The 17758-nt window shown below is 34.4% G+C and carries 13 protein-coding genes; 6 read left to right on the forward strand and 7 right to left on the reverse strand.

The genetic code is table 11. The annotated features are described in order from the left end of the window. Positions 1 to 8: 8 nt before the first annotated feature. Complete coding sequence (locus ACFOWA_RS08450) at positions 9 to 2087, reverse strand: HEPN domain-containing protein (protein WP_378983950.1); 2079 nt, start codon at positions 2085 to 2087, stop codon at positions 9 to 11. A gap of 232 nt (positions 2088 to 2319) precedes the next feature. After that, positions 2320 to 2766 carry an RrF2 family transcriptional regulator gene (locus ACFOWA_RS08455; protein ID WP_378983952.1) on the reverse strand — a complete coding sequence of 149 codons (447 nt, stop codon included), beginning with the start codon at positions 2764 to 2766 and terminating at the stop codon, positions 2320 to 2322. A gap of 386 nt (positions 2767 to 3152) precedes the next feature. Between ACFOWA_RS08455 and ACFOWA_RS08460 the strand changes: the two genes are divergently transcribed. The 3 genes from ACFOWA_RS08460 (at position 3153) to mgrA (ending at position 7087) form a co-directional block, all read left to right on the forward strand. After that, positions 3153 to 4649: an ATP-binding protein gene (locus tag ACFOWA_RS08460; protein ID WP_378983955.1), complete on the forward strand. Its 1497-nt coding sequence runs from the start codon at positions 3153 to 3155 to the stop codon at positions 4647 to 4649. Between the two features lie 102 nt (positions 4650 to 4751). Beyond that, positions 4752 to 5978, forward strand: coding sequence for a metallophosphoesterase (locus ACFOWA_RS08465; protein ID WP_378983957.1), 1227 nt, complete (start codon positions 4752 to 4754; stop codon positions 5976 to 5978). A 110-nt stretch (positions 5979 to 6088) separates the two neighbouring features. Beyond that, positions 6089 to 7087, forward strand: a complete 999-nt coding sequence (mgrA, locus tag ACFOWA_RS08470; RefSeq protein WP_378983959.1) for an L-glyceraldehyde 3-phosphate reductase — start codon at positions 6089 to 6091, stop codon at positions 7085 to 7087. 79 nt (positions 7088 to 7166) lie between these two features. On the opposite strand, the gene ACFOWA_RS08475 is transcribed toward mgrA, so the two are convergent. Beyond that, on the reverse strand, positions 7167 to 10613 hold the full coding sequence (locus tag ACFOWA_RS08475; RefSeq protein WP_378983961.1) for a PAS domain S-box protein: 3447 nt from the start codon (positions 10611 to 10613) through the stop codon (positions 7167 to 7169). A gap of 724 nt (positions 10614 to 11337) precedes the next feature. Between ACFOWA_RS08475 and ACFOWA_RS08480 the strand changes: the two genes are divergently transcribed. From ACFOWA_RS08480 to ACFOWA_RS08490, 3 genes are all read left to right on the forward strand, one after another. Continuing rightward, a complete protein-coding gene (locus tag ACFOWA_RS08480) occupies positions 11338 to 11742 on the forward strand; it encodes a response regulator transcription factor (RefSeq protein ID WP_378983963.1) in 405 nt (134 codons plus the stop codon). Between the two features lie 3 nt (positions 11743 to 11745). Next, a complete protein-coding gene (locus ACFOWA_RS08485) occupies positions 11746 to 12945 on the forward strand; it encodes a sugar transferase (protein ID WP_378983966.1) in 1200 nt (399 codons plus the stop codon). 217 nt (positions 12946 to 13162) lie between these two features. Next, positions 13163 to 13882, forward strand: coding sequence for a 3-keto-disaccharide hydrolase (locus tag ACFOWA_RS08490; RefSeq protein ID WP_378983969.1), 720 nt, complete (start codon positions 13163 to 13165; stop codon positions 13880 to 13882). A 90-nt stretch (positions 13883 to 13972) separates the two neighbouring features. Here ACFOWA_RS08490 and ACFOWA_RS08495 read toward each other — a convergent pair whose 3' ends face one another. The 4 genes from ACFOWA_RS08495 to rhaM form a co-directional block, all read right to left on the reverse strand. Further along, a complete protein-coding gene (locus ACFOWA_RS08495) occupies positions 13973 to 14176 on the reverse strand; it encodes a Sec-independent protein translocase subunit TatA/TatB (protein WP_378983971.1) in 204 nt (67 codons plus the stop codon). A gap of 99 nt (positions 14177 to 14275) precedes the next feature. Next, complete coding sequence (locus ACFOWA_RS08500) at positions 14276 to 15319, reverse strand: NAD(P)-dependent alcohol dehydrogenase (protein ID WP_378983973.1); 1044 nt, start codon at positions 15317 to 15319, stop codon at positions 14276 to 14278. Positions 15320 to 15451: 132 nt separating this feature from the next. Next, a complete protein-coding gene (locus ACFOWA_RS08505; RefSeq protein WP_378983976.1) occupies positions 15452 to 17419 on the reverse strand; it encodes a glycoside hydrolase family 127 protein in 1968 nt (655 codons plus the stop codon). 24 nt (positions 17420 to 17443) lie between these two features. Then, on the reverse strand, positions 17444 to 17758 hold the full coding sequence (gene rhaM, locus ACFOWA_RS08510; RefSeq protein ID WP_378983978.1) for an L-rhamnose mutarotase: 315 nt from the start codon (positions 17756 to 17758) through the stop codon (positions 17444 to 17446).

Genomic DNA, 17758 nt, shown 5'->3' on the forward strand with positions numbered 1-17758 from the left:
ATCTCACATTACTTCCTTTTTTCCTTAATCTGATTTAAAAATGCCTCAGCTTCATTAAAATATTTTTGTGCAAATTCTGCTGTTGGTTCGTTTTTGTTAATTTGTAAAACCAAATCTGAAAAGTTAGTTGATAAATTAAAGTCGCCTGTTTCCACATAGTGATTATCAAATTCTCTGATTACGCCAACCTGAGTGCTGCTGTTTACACCTTTATCTAAAAGCAAAGATTTTGCTGCGCTAACGAAAGTGCTGTAAATATGATAAATTGCATCAGCGTAAGCACCTTTTTCTAAATTTTGCTTTGCCCAACCGAATTTTTCATCCGCCTCTAATAATAAAGTGGCAACCAAATCAATAACTACACCGGCACATTCACCAACACCAATTGCAGTAACAAATTGCTCTACGTGTCCCCAATCTACAAATTCCTCTTGTTGAAGGTTGGTTAAATCGGCCAAGGGTTTTAATAACTGATAAAAATGATCTTTACCTTTTCTATCATAATATTGATGAAAGTTTTCATTCTCTTCATTATTTGCTTTGAAATCATTTAAAATGAAATGCAAAACGCTGGTTGCTCTTTTTGACGGCACTTTAATGACGCGTTCGGCGACTCTTCCTACTCCATTTCCTACTGTTCCGCCTCCAAGCATAACCTGAACTGCCGGTACAACTTTACCTTCTGCCTTTACCGAACTTCCGTGAAAACCAATTTCTGCCAAACCATGCTGACCGCAAGAATTCATGCAACCACTAATTTTGATTTTGATGTTTTTCTCATAAATAAATTCAGGGAAATCTGTGTAAATCACATCTTCTAAAACTTCAGCTAAAGTCATAGAGTTGGAGATACCCAAATTACAAGTATCTGTTCCCGGGCAAGTTGTAATATCTGCCAAACTATCAAAACCTGCAGTAGTAAAGCCAATTTTATTTAAGGCAACATATAAAGATGGCAAAGCATCTCTTCGCACATATTTTAATAGTAAACCCTGGTTTTGTGTAATTCTAATTTCATCTGCCACATAAGGTTTAATGGCTTTAACAAAATCCCTAGCTTTATCTGTTTTGATATCTCCAACCTGAACTTTTACATAAACGGCATAAAAACCTTCTTGCTTTTGCGCGACTACATTTGTTGCCGACCAATGTTTATAATGTGTTTCGTTTAAGATTTCTACATCACCAAAATTTTCTACCGAAGGCAACTCTGGTTGAGGAACAGTTTCTGTATCTATTTTAAAAGTTTTTACTTTATTGGCAATACGCTCTTCGGCAACTAAGCGTAAGACCTCTTCTAAACCCAGTTTTTGTACTAAATATTTTAAACGAGCTTTATTTCTATTGGTACGTTCGCCGTAACGGTCGAAAACGCGTAATACTGATTCTGTAAATGGAATTAACTGGTCTTCAGGCAGAAAATCATGTATGGCACTTGCTAAAAAGGGTTGCGCACCTAAGCCGCCGGCAAACAAAACTTTAAAACCACGTTCGCCTTTTTCATTAATTTTTGGGATAAAACCTAAATCATGAATGTAACTGAAAGCGGTGTCTTTATCACTTGAAGAAAAGGAAATTTTAATCTTTCTACCCATTTCCTGGCAAATTGGGTTGCGCAAAAAGTATTTAAAAACGGCATGTGCGTAGGGAGAAACATCAAAAGGTTCATCTTTATCAATACCCGAATTTGGCGAAGCCGTTACATTTCGAACTGTATTACCACAAGCCTCACGAAGTGTAATATCGTCTTGCTCAAGTTTCGCCCAAAGTTCCGGCGTTCTATCTAAACTCACATAATGCAGTTGAATATCCTGACGAGTAGTTAGATGCAAATTACCACTGCCATATTCATCAGCAATATCGGCGATGCGCAATAATTGCTTAAAAGTTACTTTTCCAAATGGCAATTTAATGCGAATCATTTGTACCCCAGGCTGTCTTTGTCCGTAAACGCCGCGGGCTAATCGTAAACTTCTAAATTTCTCATCGTGGATGGTTCCATCGCGAAAAGCCTTTATTTTATTCTCTAAATCAATAATGTCTTGTTCAACAATATTGTTCTCGAGTTCTGTTCTGAAACTTTGCATATGTGTTGTTAGCCTTATTCAAAAAATGCCTCTCTTTAACCGAGAAGCATCTAATATTTATATCTATAATTTTTTAGCACCCTCTATTCCATTGTTTAACAACAACAGCAAATCATTTGGGCAACCATATTTTTAGCTATAAATCTGAAGTTCATCTGCCAAATATATAAAGTATATAGGAATAGTAGTAATTTTTATAAAAAGAATTTAAATGATTCCTGAGAATGAATTTTTACAAAATATTTATTTCTGATTTTAAAGTGTCTTCTCTACCGATAACATCAGCAATGCTGGTTTCGCTTAGCACTTTAAGTGTTGCATCTCTAACGTCGATAAATGCACTTCGAATACCACAGGTTTTTTCGTCTACACATTCATCACATTTGTGGTAAAAATTTAAGCTTGCACATGGAACCATGGCAATTGGTCCGTCGGTAACACGCATTACCTGTACCAATAAGATTTCTTCAGGCTTTTTATTTAAACTGTAACCGCCACCAGCACCTTTTTTACTATAAAGAAAGCCAGCATTACGTAAATCTAATAAAATTTGCTCTAAGAATTTTTTGGGAATATGCTCCTCTTCTGCGATTTTTGAAATTTGCATTGGAGGTTTTTCTACATTTTTACCAAGTGCAACAAGTGCTTTTATGGCGTATTTAGTCTTTTTGGATAGCATATATCATACAAAGCTAATAAAAGAATGTAATAATTAAAACAACGATATGTTATTAAACGTTGCAATAGATAAATGTTAGAACATGAGCTTAAGTGACTTATCTATAATAAGAAACTACAAAAATAATGCTGAAAAATATTGAATTACTAAACATTGGCAATCGAAAAATTAGCATCGAATCCAAATTGTTTGCAGTATTATGTTTATGCTTGATTATCATTTCCATTATTAGTTTAGTTTGCAACATATTTCTAGGCTTAAGTTGGACTAATAATATATTAATCATCTGCTATGTCATTGTCCATTCATTATTTTATTTGTATGCATTAAAAGATAAAATTTCAGAAAAGGGACGTTTTTCTTATTTCATTTTTAACTGCTTAACCATGTTACCATCATGGTTTTTAAATGAAGGTTCGCGAGGCTCTACTCCAATATTTCTAATCTTTTACCTGAGCGTAGCTGTATTATCGCTATCAAAAAATTCGAGATTATTATTTATACTTTTTTTTACTGCAACCGCAGGGTTATGTATTGCCTTAGAGTATTTATTTCCGGCATTAGTAGTGCCATATCCAGATGAATTTGCAAGAAATTTTGATTTGATCCTTTCCTTTTTCATTATTTCGTTTATGATGATTTTTATGCTGATTGTTTACCGAAAGGTTGCAGATTACGAAAGATTTTTACTGATAAAAAGTACGGAACGGTTAGAAAATTCTCAGCGAAAATTAATTATAGCCAAAGAAGCTGCCGAAGCTGCTACACGAGCCAAATCTACGTTTTTGACGAATATGAGTCATGAAATTAGAACGCCACTTAATGGAATTATTGGTGCTGCAGAATTGCTGAAATTGACCAAACTTGATGATGAACAAACGCAATTGTTAAATACGCTGCAAGCTAGTAATAGCATTATGATTGATGTGGTGAATGATATATTGGACATTTCAAAAATTGAGGCCAATAAGATGGAGATTCATAAACATCCATTTAATTTAAAGAAAACCCTCCAGGATATTGGCGATGTTGTTATGCCAATGCTTAAGAACAAAAATCTAACATACAACATCATAGTCGATGAAAATTTGCCTCAAACCATTGTTACAGATGAGATTAAATACAAGCAAATTATTATAAACCTGCTTAGTAATGCTATTAAATTTACAGAAAAGGGTGAGATTAATTTGATTGTAAAGCATGAGCGATCATCAGGAGAAGATAAACTTATTTTTAGCGTAAAAGATACTGGTATAGGGATTGGCGCTGAAGATATGATGAAATTGTTCTTACCATTTTCTCAAGTAAATCAATCTATAACCAGAAAGTTTGGGGGCGCTGGCTTAGGACTTGTAATTTGCAGTAAACTTGCAGAAATGATGGGTGGGAATATTACTGCAACCAGTCAAGTTGGAATAGGCAGTGAGTTTAACCTAACCTTGCCAATTGAAAGTATAGAAACTCTTCCACAAAATTTGATGGAAGATGTGAACACCAAAACAACACCTGCATCAGGAATTAAAATTCTTATTGCAGATGATAATGTATTTAACCAGATAATTACATCAAAAATGCTTAAAAAATCGGGCTATGATTTTGATATTGCCAACAACGGATTGGAAGCATTGGAAAAATCGGAGCACAGTTTTTACAATGTTATTTTAATGGATATGCAAATGCCAGAAATGGATGGTGTTTCGGCGGCAATAAAGATATTAGGACAATCCAAAAATAATGGATTGGCTGCACCAATAATAATTGGTTGCAGTGCGAATGTGATGGAAAGTGATAGAATTGCCTGTTTGGATGCCGGTATGAAAGATTTTTTAGCCAAACCATTCACCCTTGCCGATTTGCGATCAACATTAATCCGTTGGACATAGAAATGTTTTAATAATCAATTGACAGTCAAAAAACTACATAGCAGCGCTGCAAATCTCTAAATCTCTTAATAAAATATATTTTTACACCATATTTTACATCAAATGAAGAGAAGATTCAACATTATACCCATAATAATAATTGCTGCACTATTTATTTTATTAAACGCATACATTTTATCAGGATTATCAACCATAATTAGTTCTAAACTATTAACACCAGTTTTTTGGGGTTTTATTTCACTTGTTATAGCATCACTAATGTTAACTATACAAAGAGTTAGAGGAAGTGGTGGCATGGATAAGTATTTTCAAATTGCCAGTCACCTGTTTTTAACTGTTTTTGTTGCCGAATTAATTTTCGCTGCATTTCTACTTGTTGGAGATATTTACAGATTGGTTTTAGGCCTAACATCAAACTTTCAACCTGAAGGTTTACATTGGCTAGCCAGAAGCACCTATTGGGTAGATTTTGCGTTAGTGATGTTTTGTTTGACCATTGTACTTTTTATTTATGGCATAACCCGTGGCAAATACGCCTATCGTGTTATTAAACACACTTTATACTTTGATGATTTACCTGTAAGTTTTGATGGTTTTACACTTACGCAAATATCGGATGTACACGCTGGAAGTTTTACGAACCCAAAAGCTGTGCAAAAAGGAATAGATTTAATAAATGCACAGAAAAGTGATTTGTTTGTATTTACTGGCGATTTGGTGAATAACTCCGCTTCAGAAATTGTTCCGTATATAAATCACTTCTCTCAAATTAAAGCACCTTACGGACAGTTTTCTGTTCTCGGTAACCACGATTATGGCGATTATGTTAAATGGCCAACCGAAGCTGATAAAAGTAAAAATCTGGACCAATTAAAAGCCTATCATGCTGTACTGGGATTTAAATTATTACTGGATGAACACGTAGAACTCCACAAAAATGGAGAAAAGATTATACTAGCAGGTGTAGAAAACTGGGGAATTGGTTTTGGCGAACGAGGTGATTTAAAGCAAGCTCTGCAGAATACGCAAACGAACGATTTTAAAATACTTTTATCTCACGACCCATCCCATTGGGATGCCCAGGTAAAGCAATTTCCTTCAAAAATTCAACTTACACTTGCAGGCCATACCCATGGTATGCAATTCGGTATCGAAGCTTTCGGTATAAAATGGAGCCCGGTTAAATATCGTTATAAGCATTGGGCAGGATTAAAATCAGAAAATAATCGCGTTTTAAATATCAACAGAGGATTTGGTTTCCTAGGTTTCTCAGGCCGCATTGGTATTTGGCCAGAAATTACAGTTATAGAATTGAAAAGGAAAGTATAAATATTGAAGAATAGATATATCTAAAGCCTAGCTTTTTTATTAACTCATAAAATTTAGCTGGTTTCCAGACATAATTGTTTTAAATTTCGTGCAAATATCAAGTCAATAATATGAACAATATAGATTTAAAAAATCGCTATGAATCGATGATATATCGCCGTTGTGGCAATAGCGGATTAAAATTACCAGCTTTATCTCTTGGTTTATGGCATAATTTCGGGCATGTAAATGTTTATGAGAATAGTAAAAATCTAATTGCAACTGCATTTAGCAAAGGAATTACACATTTTGATTTAGCAAATAATTATGGTCCGCCGCCAGGCTCGGCAGAAGAAACTTTCGGAAAGATTTTAAAAGAAAATTTTAAAAGCTATCGCGATGAAATAATCATATCATCCAAAGCGGGTTATAAAATGTGGGATGGACCTTATGGCGAATGGGGTTCGAAAAAGTATCTGGTATCTAGCTTAGATCAAAGCCTAAAACGTATGAAACTTGATTATGTAGATATTTTCTATCACCATCGCCCCGATCCAGATACGCCTTTAGAAGAAACTATGGCAACTTTAAGTTTGATGGTTCAACAAGGCAAAGCATTATACGTTGGCATTTCAAATTATGAAGCACATGATGCCAAAAAAGCATTCGAATTATTAAAAGAAATGGGAACACCATGTCTCATTCACCAGCCCAAATATTCGATGTTTGAACGCTGGGTTGAAAATGGATTAATGGATGTACTAAAAGAAAATGGAGTTGGTTGCATCCCCTTCTCTCCTCTTGCTCAGGGTTTACTTACGGATAAGTATTTGCATGGTATTCCTTCGGATTCTAGAGTGGCAACAAGTGGTGTTTTTTTGAATGAAAAAAATTTAACGCCCGAAAAACTCGGCATTATTTCAAAACTAAATGACGTTGCTAAGTCCAGAAATCAAAAATTAGCTCAAATGGCAATTTCCTGGCTACTAAAAGATGAACGTGTAACTTCTGTACTGATAGGTGCAAGTAAACCCGAACAAATTATTGATTCGCTTGAGGGTTTAAATAACATTAGTTTTAGCAACGAAGAGTTGAACGAAATTGATTCAATTTTGGCTGGAAGAGGTTAAAAGGGAACACATTCAAACTAAAATGCCATACTAAGCTTTCCTAATTAAAGCTTGATATGGCATTTTAAAACCCTCACATCTAATTCGATTCTTCATCAGGAAATTCCTTTTTAAGTTCCTCTACAACTTTAGAAATTATGGTTTCGGTATCTTTCAATGCAGTTGGTAAGGAAGGATCTTCTAATCGCTCACGACCTGTACTTTCAATATCTCTTATAATTTTTTGGAGGGAAACTATATTTAAATTATCAATATTCGATTTAAGTTTATGTGCTATTGCTCCCATCTGCCCTAAATCGTTATCATGGTAAGCATCAATCATTTCTTTAACTGTAATTGGCGTTTGCTCGCAAAACATATCTACCATTTTTTTAACGAATGCCTCTCTGCCTTTACTTATTGCCCTTAATCCAGACAAATCATAAAGATCTTCTTCTTGTAGTGATAATTCCATATCAGTTTCTTCTTGAATTTCTTCTTCATTTACAATCCATTTATCAATTGTTTTAAGAAATTCTTCTTCGTTAATTGGTTTTGTAATGTAATCGTTCATTCCGCAGGCAATACATTTTTCGCGTTCGCCTTTTATTGCCGATGCCGTTAATGCAATAATGGGAATGTTACTACCTGTTTTACGAATCTTCCTGGTGGTTTCATATCCATTCATAATCGGCATTTGAATATCCATCAAAATAACATCAAAATTCTCCTTAGAAATCATATCAATAGCAATTTCTCCATTCTCGGCAACCATAACTGTAGCGCCATAATCAAGCAAAAGAATTGATGCAACCAAACGATTTAAGTCATTATCATCCGTAACAAGCACTTTTCTACCCACAAGAAAATCTTCGCTAAATTCGGTTTCAGCCTTTTCAGGCATATCTTCTGTTGCTCCTTTTTGAAATTCGATAATAAACGAAATGGTAGAACCAACACCTTTTTTGCTTTCAACAAAAATCTCGCCACCCATCTGCTCTACCAATTCTTTACAAATGCTCATTCCTAAGCCAGTACCGCCATACTTGCGACTAACAGACTCATATTCCTGGCTAAATTTTTCAAACAAATGCTTAACGAAGGATTCCTCCATCCCGATACCGGTATCTACAACCGAAAAATGGATAACCTGCGAGTTCGGTTTATCGGCAATGACTTTACAAATTAAATCGACAGAACCCTTCTCTGTAAACTTTACAGCATTGGTCATTAGATTTAGTAAAATTTGATTTAAACGGTAAGGATCACCAATTAGAACCTTATTGATATTCCCATCAAAATGGAAGTTATTAAGATCCAAACCTTTCTCTTCGCCTTTGTGGGTTATTACCTGCATTGCATTTTGCAACACATCTATCAAGTTGAAGCCAATATTTTCTAAACTTAATTTACCGGCATCAATCTTAGATAAATCAAGTACATCGTTTATAATAACAAGTAAATTTTTTGATGCTGTATGAATGGTTTCTAAATAAAATTCTTGCTGAGGCTCTAAATTGGTTTTAGCCAATTGGCTGGCCATGCTCATAATCGCGTTCATTGGCGTTCTGATTTCATGACTCATATTGGCCAGAAAAATTTCTTTAGAATGAGCAGATTGTTCGGCCTCTATTCTAGCTTCTACTAAATCTGTTTCCTGTATTTTCTGATCAGTAATATCTAAATGAATTCCAATTGAACCAACCAGTTCGGCTTTATCGTTATAACGAGGTGCACCACTTATTAGCCACCACTTTTTATTGCCCTTCTTATCTTTCGTTTCAACTTCATAAGCATCGCCGAGTCCCTTTTCTCTGTTTCTCCATTTTTCACGCTCCGCTTCCGAACTATCTTCTGATAGGAATAATTTATCTGTAAATTTCCCAATTAGCTCTGGCATGGTATAACCACTCATGTAACAGAAACTATTATTTGCATAGGTTATCTTGCCTTCGTTATCTACTTCGAGCAAGCCGAGCTTCATATTGGCTAAAATACTACGATATTTTTCTTCATTTATCCTTAAAGATTCTTCAATGGCTTTACGCTCTGTAATATCAGACATAAATCCAGTAAATACCTTTGAATTATTCTGATCGGTGTAAGAATAAGACGAATGCATGGCGTACCACCTGGTATTTAAACCGGGAATGGTTATTTCAGTTTCATCATAGAATGGCTCCAAAGTAGTCATACTATGTTCTTGTTTTTGATTTATTCTTTCCTGATCATCAGGTGTGATGTATTTTTGAAACCAAAATTCGTCAGGTGTTATTCCGAAAACACGTTTTATAGCCGGACTTATATACCTTAAACCATCCGTTCCGTCTTCTCTATATTCATACTCGTAAATTACGCCGGGTATGTTTTCTGAAAGAGATTTAAATTGACGAACTCTTTGCTCTAATTCTTGCTCCGTATGCTTAATCGGGGTAATATCGGTATGTGTACCAACTACTCTTAAAGGCCTGCCATGCTCGTCTTTTTCGATTACTACTCCGCGATCTAAAATCCACTTTACATCGCCGTTTTTATGTATAATACGGTACTCTTCGTTATGTGAATCAATTAAACCTTTTCGGTATGCTTTAAAGTTTTTAAGCAATAAGTGAAAATCGTCTTTATGCACATTGTCCCACCAATTTAATTCCATTCTCTCCAACTCATCTTCTTCGTAACCCCAAAATTCGTTGTTCGTTTTAGAAAAGAAAGTTCTTCCGGTAGTAAAATCGTGCTCCCAAACATTGCCTATTTTCTCTAAAGCAATTCTAAATCTGTTTTCAGAATCTTGGAGCCTTTCCTGATCTTCTTTTTCGCTGGTTATATCTTCAATCAAAGCAAAAAATCCGGTTACATCTCCATTGCTGTTATGTATAGGCTGGCCTTTAATACGACCCCAATATGGTACACCAGATTTCGAATAATTGTAAATATCGGCAGTAAAAGACTGACCGCTTTGTACCTGTTTGTTTAAATAATCTAAAGTACTCTGACTGGTCTTAGTACCATGAAGTAATTCTTCAGGTTTTCTTCCTATAGCTTCATCAAATGAATAACCTGTCATTGTGGTGAAACTTTGATTTACCCAGGTTATAATGTCTTTACTATCTGTAATGATAACTGTGTTTGTATTAACCTCAGCAATTTGTGATAAAATTAATAATTGTTCTTGCTGAGCTCTGCTTGTGATTTGCTTAATTGGCGTTTCAATCACCATAGCATCAACTATTTCTTTACCGGTAAATAGAATCAGATTTTCATCATCAAAAAATTCAAAATATCCATCGATATACTTTGTCAAATCTGATTTTAAGGAAATTTTAGCACGTCCGGTATCAATAAACTTTAATAAATCGGGATTTATAACTTCTGCTTCAAAATTTTCAATAACGAAGTTTTCGCTGAAATGCTTAGCATTTACATCTAAATTTAACTTTTCGAAACCAGAGCCACTTGCCTCTATCGTTAAATCGCTATTAATTAGAATATAAAATGGTAGTAAACGGTTTAATTGATTTTTGTTAAATAAAAACAAAGATTTGCCCATATTTTTCAATAATATTTAGTTTTTGAAGTTTTTACGCCTCAAAGAGAGGTTAATAGTTAGTGGATGATCATTGCCTAAATAAAATCTCTGTTATTTAAGCTATTTGGTTCTATCAGAAAACAATTGTTAACGATGAACTAAAAATTAAAGATATGTGTTTAATTTTTAATAATATAAATAGCTGATTTTATTTGTACTTAACACCCAAAACCAATTTAATGTTTTTGGCATTTCGTCAAAAATAAATTTGATATAGCATTAAAATTACGCTTGTTTTGAGTTTAAATATTGATTTCGTCAAATTAAAAAAAAATTAGCATTATATTAATTCAAATGAGTTTGTAATTAGGCTGCTTTTCTCTATAATTGCAGAAATGTAATCACCCTATTTATTTCATTACAAGTATTCTGCAAAGCTTTTAAATTTTTATTTGGCACTTTGGCATACTTTGTGAATGATATGGTTTTTATTAAAGCCCAACAAATAAAATGAAACCTATTTTCGTCCCGAATATTAGCTTAAAGTTTAAAAAATCTCGGCAGCTTTCAGGCAATACACCTAAGCAATTGCTTGCAGGGCTTAAGTTGTACTTTGAAGTTTAGTTATAAATTATTGATTTATAAATTGCTATCCCTTAAACTCTAATCAATATTTTTGACCAAAAAACCCTAAGTTGCGTTTTTACGTTTAGTAGAACGCATAGTTTAAACCACATCCCAAAAAATGAATTTATCAGGTACAAGAACAATAAAAATCTTAATCGTTGAGGATGACGTTTTTATGCAGGCTATACTCGAAGAAATTTTATGCTCGACATATACCATAGAAATGCGATCTAACGGATTGGATGCTTTAAGCTACCTTCAAAATGGAAACATTCCTGATGTAGTTATTGCAGATTTAAATACACCAAAACTTAGCGGCTTGGAATTAATAGAACAAGTAAAAGTTAGCGATTTCTTCAATTCCATTCCTATTATTATTTTATCTGGTGAAGAAAGTTCTGATAAACGAATAAAATGCTTGGATGCTGGTGCTGATGATTTTATTGTAAAGCCTTTTAACCCAGCCGAATTGGAAGCTAGGATTAGAGTAGTATTAAGAAGAATGGGTAAATTGAATACTTAAAATATGAGTGAAAATATTTACGCTACTCAGGGTGCACCAACAATTGCGTTGGTTGGTTTCGAAAATGCTTTCTCAGAAATATTGACAGATTGCAACTTCAATGATAAAGAGGTAGTACATTTCGAAAACGGAATGAAAATGGTTTCTGCCTGGTCAGAGCATAATATAAACATCGTTGCCATAATATCTTATAGCGAGATTATGGCTCCCGCTGGTTTAGCACTAATCGAAACGCTCAAAAAGAGAGAGCTCCCTGTGGTACCCTTTTTTCTGGTAGTAAATTATTTTAATCCAAATTTAAGAAAGCTGGCTTTGACGGCAGGAATATCTGATGTTTTTAGAATTCCATTAAAAGCAAAACGAATTGAAAAACGAGTAAACTTTTTAATTGATAACTGGAATCAATTAAAAGATAATATTATACCAAAAGTACCACCAATTAAAAATATTGGTTTTGCAAAAAGAACTTTTGATGTATTTTTTGCAGGTTTAGCACTCTTCTTCTTATCGCCGCTGTTTTTAATCATTTACATCATGATTAAAATGGAGTCGAAAGGACCTGTTTTTTATTATTCACTGAGAGCTGGAACGGGTTTTAAGGTTTTTAAGTTTTATAAATTTAGGTCGATGTTTGTTAATGCCGACCAACGCATAAAAGATTTAAAACACTTAAACCAATACGATATTGATGCTGGCAGTAAGGATACTACTGAAAAAATAAGAGAAACGCATTGCAGCCAATGTGCCGCAGAAGGTAAATGCCAATATCCACTTTACGCAGATAATATTCAATGGTGCGAAAAAGATTTTAAAGATGCTAAAATGGCAAGTTCTGGTTCTGCCTTTTTCAAAATTAAAAACGACCCAAGAATTACTAAGGTGGGTAATTTTATAAGAAACACAAGTATTGATGAATTGCCACAATTATGGAATGTTATAATTGGCGATATGAGCATTGTCGGTAATCGTCCGCTTCCGCTTTACGAAGCTGAGAAGTTAACCACTGATAAATACGTACTTCGCTTTGCTGCACCAGCTGGTATAACCGGTTTATGGCAGGTTGAAAAACGTGGTAAAGGCGATATGAGCGAAGATGAGCGCTTGATGCTCGATAATACTTACGCTAAAAACCAAAGCTTTGTTAATGATATTAAATTAATCTTGAAAACAATTCCAGCTTTGCTGCAAAAGGAAAATGTTTAGGATATCAATTTCCTCTTTTCCAATTTCTATAATAAAAAGTAAGTCTCTTTATTTAATCTTTCATTCAATATCGATTATGATATGGTGAAATGCAAGTCTTGACTTACCCAATCATTATCTCTTACTAAAACGATTTGTAACAGTCTTAACGCAATTTATTTTATATAAATAAAAGTTAAAACTATTTATTACATTCGAAATAAAAAACAAAAAACCAATGAAAAGAGCATTAATTGTTATCGCAATATTTGCAATGTTTTGTAGCGCAAGCATGGCACAAACGCCAAACACATTAACTAAGAAAGAAATAAAAAAAGGTTGGAAATTACTATTTGATGGAAAGACAACTAAGGGCTGGCATACCTACCTAAGAGATACTGTTGGCTCTAAATGGACAGTTCAGGATGGTGCTATTGTTTTTGACCCTTCTAAACCCAGAAATGGTGGCGGCGATATCGTTACCAACGAATCCTACGAAAATTATGAATTAAACCTAGAGTGGAAAATATCTAAAGGCGGTAATAGTGGTATTATTTTCGATATTCAGGAAGATCCAAAATATCGTGCAACTTATTTAACAGGACCAGAAATGCAGGTTTTAGATAATATTAATGCAGATGATAATAAAAAACAGAATCATCTTGCTGGTTGCTTGTATGACATGTCTGGCGATGCAACCGTTTCTAAACCAAAACCAGTTGGCGAATGGAACATGGTTAGGTTGATACAAAATAAAGGTCACTTAACTTTTTACCTAAACGGAACCAAAACCTTTGATGGCCAAATTGGTAATGAAGAATGGAATAAATTGGTACAAAACAGTAAGTTTAAAGACAAAGCCTTTGCAGATTTTGCTAAAGTTGCAAAAGGAAAAATTGCATTGCAAGAGCATCCTGGTTCGAGCCAGTGGAGAAATATTAAAATCAGAATGCTTTAATTGAATAGCTAAAATTTAAGACATAAAAAAACTGGTTTGCTATGCAAACCAGTTTTTTTATTTTATAGTAATACGCTATTGAAGTAGATATTATATTGTAGAAACAGGTTTTGCCTCTTTCTTAACCTCTTGTTCATCAACACCATCCTGGCCATTTTTAAATTCTTTTATACCTTTTCCTAAACCTCTCATTAATTCAGGAATTTTCTTACCACCGAAAAGTAAAAGTACACCTACGGCTATCAAAATCATTTCAGGGCCTCCAAGTAGGGCGGCGATTGTAGTATTTAACATATCTAAGTATTTATATATTTAAACATACGGATAAAATTGATGATTGGTTCTTAATAGCAAAAATTTAAATTACTAGAACTGATGTTTAGCGAAAAAGCACTACAACGTTGCCATGTCGATTACAAATCTGTAACGAACATCACCTTTTTGCATACGCTCGTAAGCGGTTTGGATATCTTTCATATCAATCATTTCGATATCTGATACAATGTTGTTTTCTGCACAAAAATCAAGCATTTCCTGAGTTTCCTTTATCCCACCAATACCAGAACCTGCAAGGCTTTTTCTACCACCTAATAAACTGAATGCAGCAATTTCTGCAGGTTTTGGTGGTACACCTACACAAATGTGTGTTCCGTTAGTTCTTAAAAGAGAAAGATACATATTGAAATCGTGTTCAGCAGAAACTGTATCTAAAATGAAATCAAAAGTTCCTACTGCCGCTTTGATCTGAGCTGGATCTGAGGTTACTACAAAATGATGTGCACCTAATTTTTTAGCATCTTCTTCTTTTTTTGGTGATGTACTTAGAACGGTAACTTCAGCGCCAAAAGCAACACCAAATTTTACCGCCATGTGCCCTAATCCACCAAGACCTAATACAGCCAATTTATGACCTTTTCCAACTTTCCAGTGGCGTAGTGGCGAATATGTTGTAATACCAGCACATAAAAGCGGTGCAACAGCAGCCAAATCCAATTTATCAGAAATGTTTAATACAAACTCCTCTCTAACTACAATGTTATCTGAATAACCACCGTAGGTAGGTGTTTTGCCATCTCTTTCTAGACCATTATATGTTTGTGTATTTCCTTCTAAACAGTATTGTTCTAAATCTTGCTTACAGTTTTCGCAAACCTGACAAGAATCAACCATACAGCCTGTTCCAGCTAAATCGCCAACTTTAAACTTTTTAACATGATCACCTACCTCAATTACACGGCCAACAATTTCGTGACCAGGAACCATTGGAAAAATACCTGGAAACCAATCGTTTTTTATCTGGTGAAGATCTGAGTGACAAACGCCACAGAAAAGTATTTCGAACTGTACATCATGTGGACCAACTTCTCTACGCTCGAAAGTCCATGGTGCAAGATCTGTTTCGGCTGTTTGAGCCGCATATCCTTTTGTTGTTATCATAATAATTTTAATTTACTATATCACAACAAAAATAACGTGCAATTGTTAAATAAATATTACGGAAATCAAAGAATACATTACGATATTCAAACAATGAATTTAAAATGAAATTGGCAATTTTTGAGATTAGACTTATTTCGCTTCCGAAAACCAAACAGTCATTTCCCCTTTTTCGCGATTTGCCCATGCATAATATGGTATCATTGTAAGTTCAATATTTTTTCGAGCGCCACTTAATGATGAATTTATTGCTGGAGTTTTAAGTTTAACTATCCCATTCAAAATTTCTGGAGAAAAGTTGGCAATAAATTTGGCTTTTGATGGGATTTTTATTGAAGCGATAACACCGTCGTTATCAATTGATTCGCCACAAAACATTAGCGGACCACGTTGCAAGCTAATTTTTCCTTTATCATCAACCAATTGCTCATTCGCGATAATTTTTTTAACCTGCATAGGCAAAATAAATTCAACTTTATCACCTTTTTTCCATTCTCGGTCAATCACCACATATCCTTTGTCCATATTATAATTAACCTTTTTGCCATTTACCATAACTTGAAATGCTTGCCTTTTTTCGGTTTTAAATTTATACAAATCTGAAGGAATTGCTTGATCCCTCACCCAACCTGGCAAACGTAAATTGAGGCTAAATTTTGTTGCATTAGTAGGTTCAACCGTAACATTTAGGTTTCCGTCCCAAGGGTAATTATTGCTCTGAGTAATTTTTACTTTTTCATTATTAATCTGTAACTCTGTAGAACTTGCCACAAAAAGGTTGATGTAGATTTGGCTGTTCAATTGCGCATAAATGTATCCTGGCAGCGAAGGTAAAAACCTCGACATATTGGTTGGGCAGCAAGAACATTCAAACCATCCAGACCTAGCCGGTTCTGCATCTTTATGTGTTACTCCATTGATGATTTGCATTGCATTGGTATAAAAAAAAGATTTTCCATCTAAACCAACTCCAGAAAGTAAGGCATTATACAATACCTTTTCCATAACATCTATGTATTTAGAATCGCCGTGAAGTAAAAACATACGCTGATTCCAGTATACATTGCCAATGGCTGCACAAGTTTCGTTGTAGGCAGTAGCATTTGGTAAATCGTAGTTGTTTCCAAATCGCTCTCCATCAGGTACTGCACCTATCCCACCCTGCACATACATTTTTTTGCTGGTCATGTTTTCCCAAATTCTATCAATAGCCTTAATATATTCCGGGTCGCCAGTTAATGCAGCAACATCAGCCATCCCTGCATATAAATACATTGCCCTAACTGCATGTCCTACAGCTTCATCTTGCTCTACAACAGGCTCATTATCTTGCCAATATTTTCCATTTTTCCATGGATTTCTATCCTTAAAATCGTACTTTTTTTTGCCTCTTTGGTCGATAAAAAACTTAGCCAGTTTTAAATAACTTTCATTTGAAGTTGCACGATATAGCCTTACCAAAGCCATTTCTACAATTTCATGCCCTGGAGCCACACTTAACTTATTATCGCCAAAAGTTGCAACCAAAAGGTTAGCATTTTTTATGGCAATATTTAAGAGGTTTTTCTTCCCTGTAGATTGGTAATGTGCTACCGCAGCCTCGATTAAATGACCAGAGTTGTATAATTCATGGCTCATATTTGATTCATTAACCCACCTATCTTTTCCCGACCAAGAAGGGGGATTTGCAGGATCTATTGTTCGGGCAGTGTATAAATAACCATCGGGTTCTTGAGCTTTAGAAACTACAGTTACTAAAGAATCAAGATAGGCATCTAACTTTGCGTCAGGATAAACCGCCAAAGAATATGATGCACCTTCTATGGTTTTATAAATATCCGTATCATCAAACACATAAGCTGTACAAAATTTGCCTTTTTTTGCTGCAGCCATTTCAAAATTTTTAACTCTTCCCGTGGTTTCGCAGCGAGCAAATGAAGTTGGAATGGTTACATTTTTATTCGTTTCAATGCGTGGAAGCCAAAATTTATCATTCAGCTTTACTTTATTAAATTGAATTGGGTTAATTTTATAATCTTGAAAATTTTGGGCAAAAGTAAATTTAGCAAGTAGTAGAAAAATGAAAAAGATGTATTTCATGGCAATTTTTTTTAGGCGAAATGATTAAGGCAAATAAAAGACTTCTTTTAACGGAATAGAAACAGGAGAATTATCATCATTACTTTCCATAATATCGCCCATGTATGCCCACCACTTTTGCATGATGGGTTGTGCTGGCAAATTATTCATCAGTTCAGGATTTTCGACTTTTAAAACTCCAAATAAATCATTTGTGGTTTCATCAAAGAAAATTGAATAATCACTTATTCCGGTTTCAGTTAAAAGACTTATCAGTTCAGGCCAAATTTCGGTATGCCTTCTTTTGTATTCCTCTTCGTAACCGGTAAACAATTTCATTTTAAAAGCTATTCTAACCAT

The sequence above is a fragment of the Pedobacter lithocola genome (assembly GCF_042650845.1).
Taxonomy (GTDB): domain Bacteria; phylum Bacteroidota; class Bacteroidia; order Sphingobacteriales; family Sphingobacteriaceae; genus Pedobacter; species Pedobacter lithocola.

Coding starts and splice junctions, on each gene's coding strand:
- ACFOWA_RS08455 (WP_378983952.1), bottom strand. CDS start 2,766: ATGCTATCCAAAAAGACTAAATACGCCATAAAAGCACTTGTTGCACTT.
- ACFOWA_RS08500 (WP_378983973.1), bottom strand. CDS start 15,319: ATGATAACAACAAAAGGATATGCGGCTCAAACAGCCGAAACAGATCTT.
- ACFOWA_RS08475 (WP_378983961.1), bottom strand. CDS start 10,613: ATGGGCAAATCTTTGTTTTTATTTAACAAAAATCAATTAAACCGTTTA.
- ACFOWA_RS08480 (WP_378983963.1), top strand. CDS start 11,338: ATGAATTTATCAGGTACAAGAACAATAAAAATCTTAATCGTTGAGGAT.
- ACFOWA_RS08505 (WP_378983976.1), bottom strand. CDS start 17,419: ATGAAATACATCTTTTTCATTTTTCTACTACTTGCTAAATTTACTTTT.
- ACFOWA_RS08495 (WP_378983971.1), bottom strand. CDS start 14,176: ATGTTAAATACTACAATCGCCGCCCTACTTGGAGGCCCTGAAATGATT.
- ACFOWA_RS08450 (WP_378983950.1), bottom strand. CDS start 2,087: ATGCAAAGTTTCAGAACAGAACTCGAGAACAATATTGTTGAACAAGAC.
- mgrA (WP_378983959.1), top strand. CDS start 6,089: ATGAACAATATAGATTTAAAAAATCGCTATGAATCGATGATATATCGC.
- ACFOWA_RS08460 (WP_378983955.1), top strand. CDS start 3,153: ATGTTACCATCATGGTTTTTAAATGAAGGTTCGCGAGGCTCTACTCCA.
- ACFOWA_RS08490 (WP_378983969.1), top strand. CDS start 13,163: ATGAAAAGAGCATTAATTGTTATCGCAATATTTGCAATGTTTTGTAGC.
- ACFOWA_RS08485 (WP_378983966.1), top strand. CDS start 11,746: ATGAGTGAAAATATTTACGCTACTCAGGGTGCACCAACAATTGCGTTG.
- ACFOWA_RS08465 (WP_378983957.1), top strand. CDS start 4,752: ATGAAGAGAAGATTCAACATTATACCCATAATAATAATTGCTGCACTA.
- rhaM (WP_378983978.1), bottom strand. CDS start 17,758: ATGGTTAGAATAGCTTTTAAAATGAAATTGTTTACCGGTTACGAAGAG.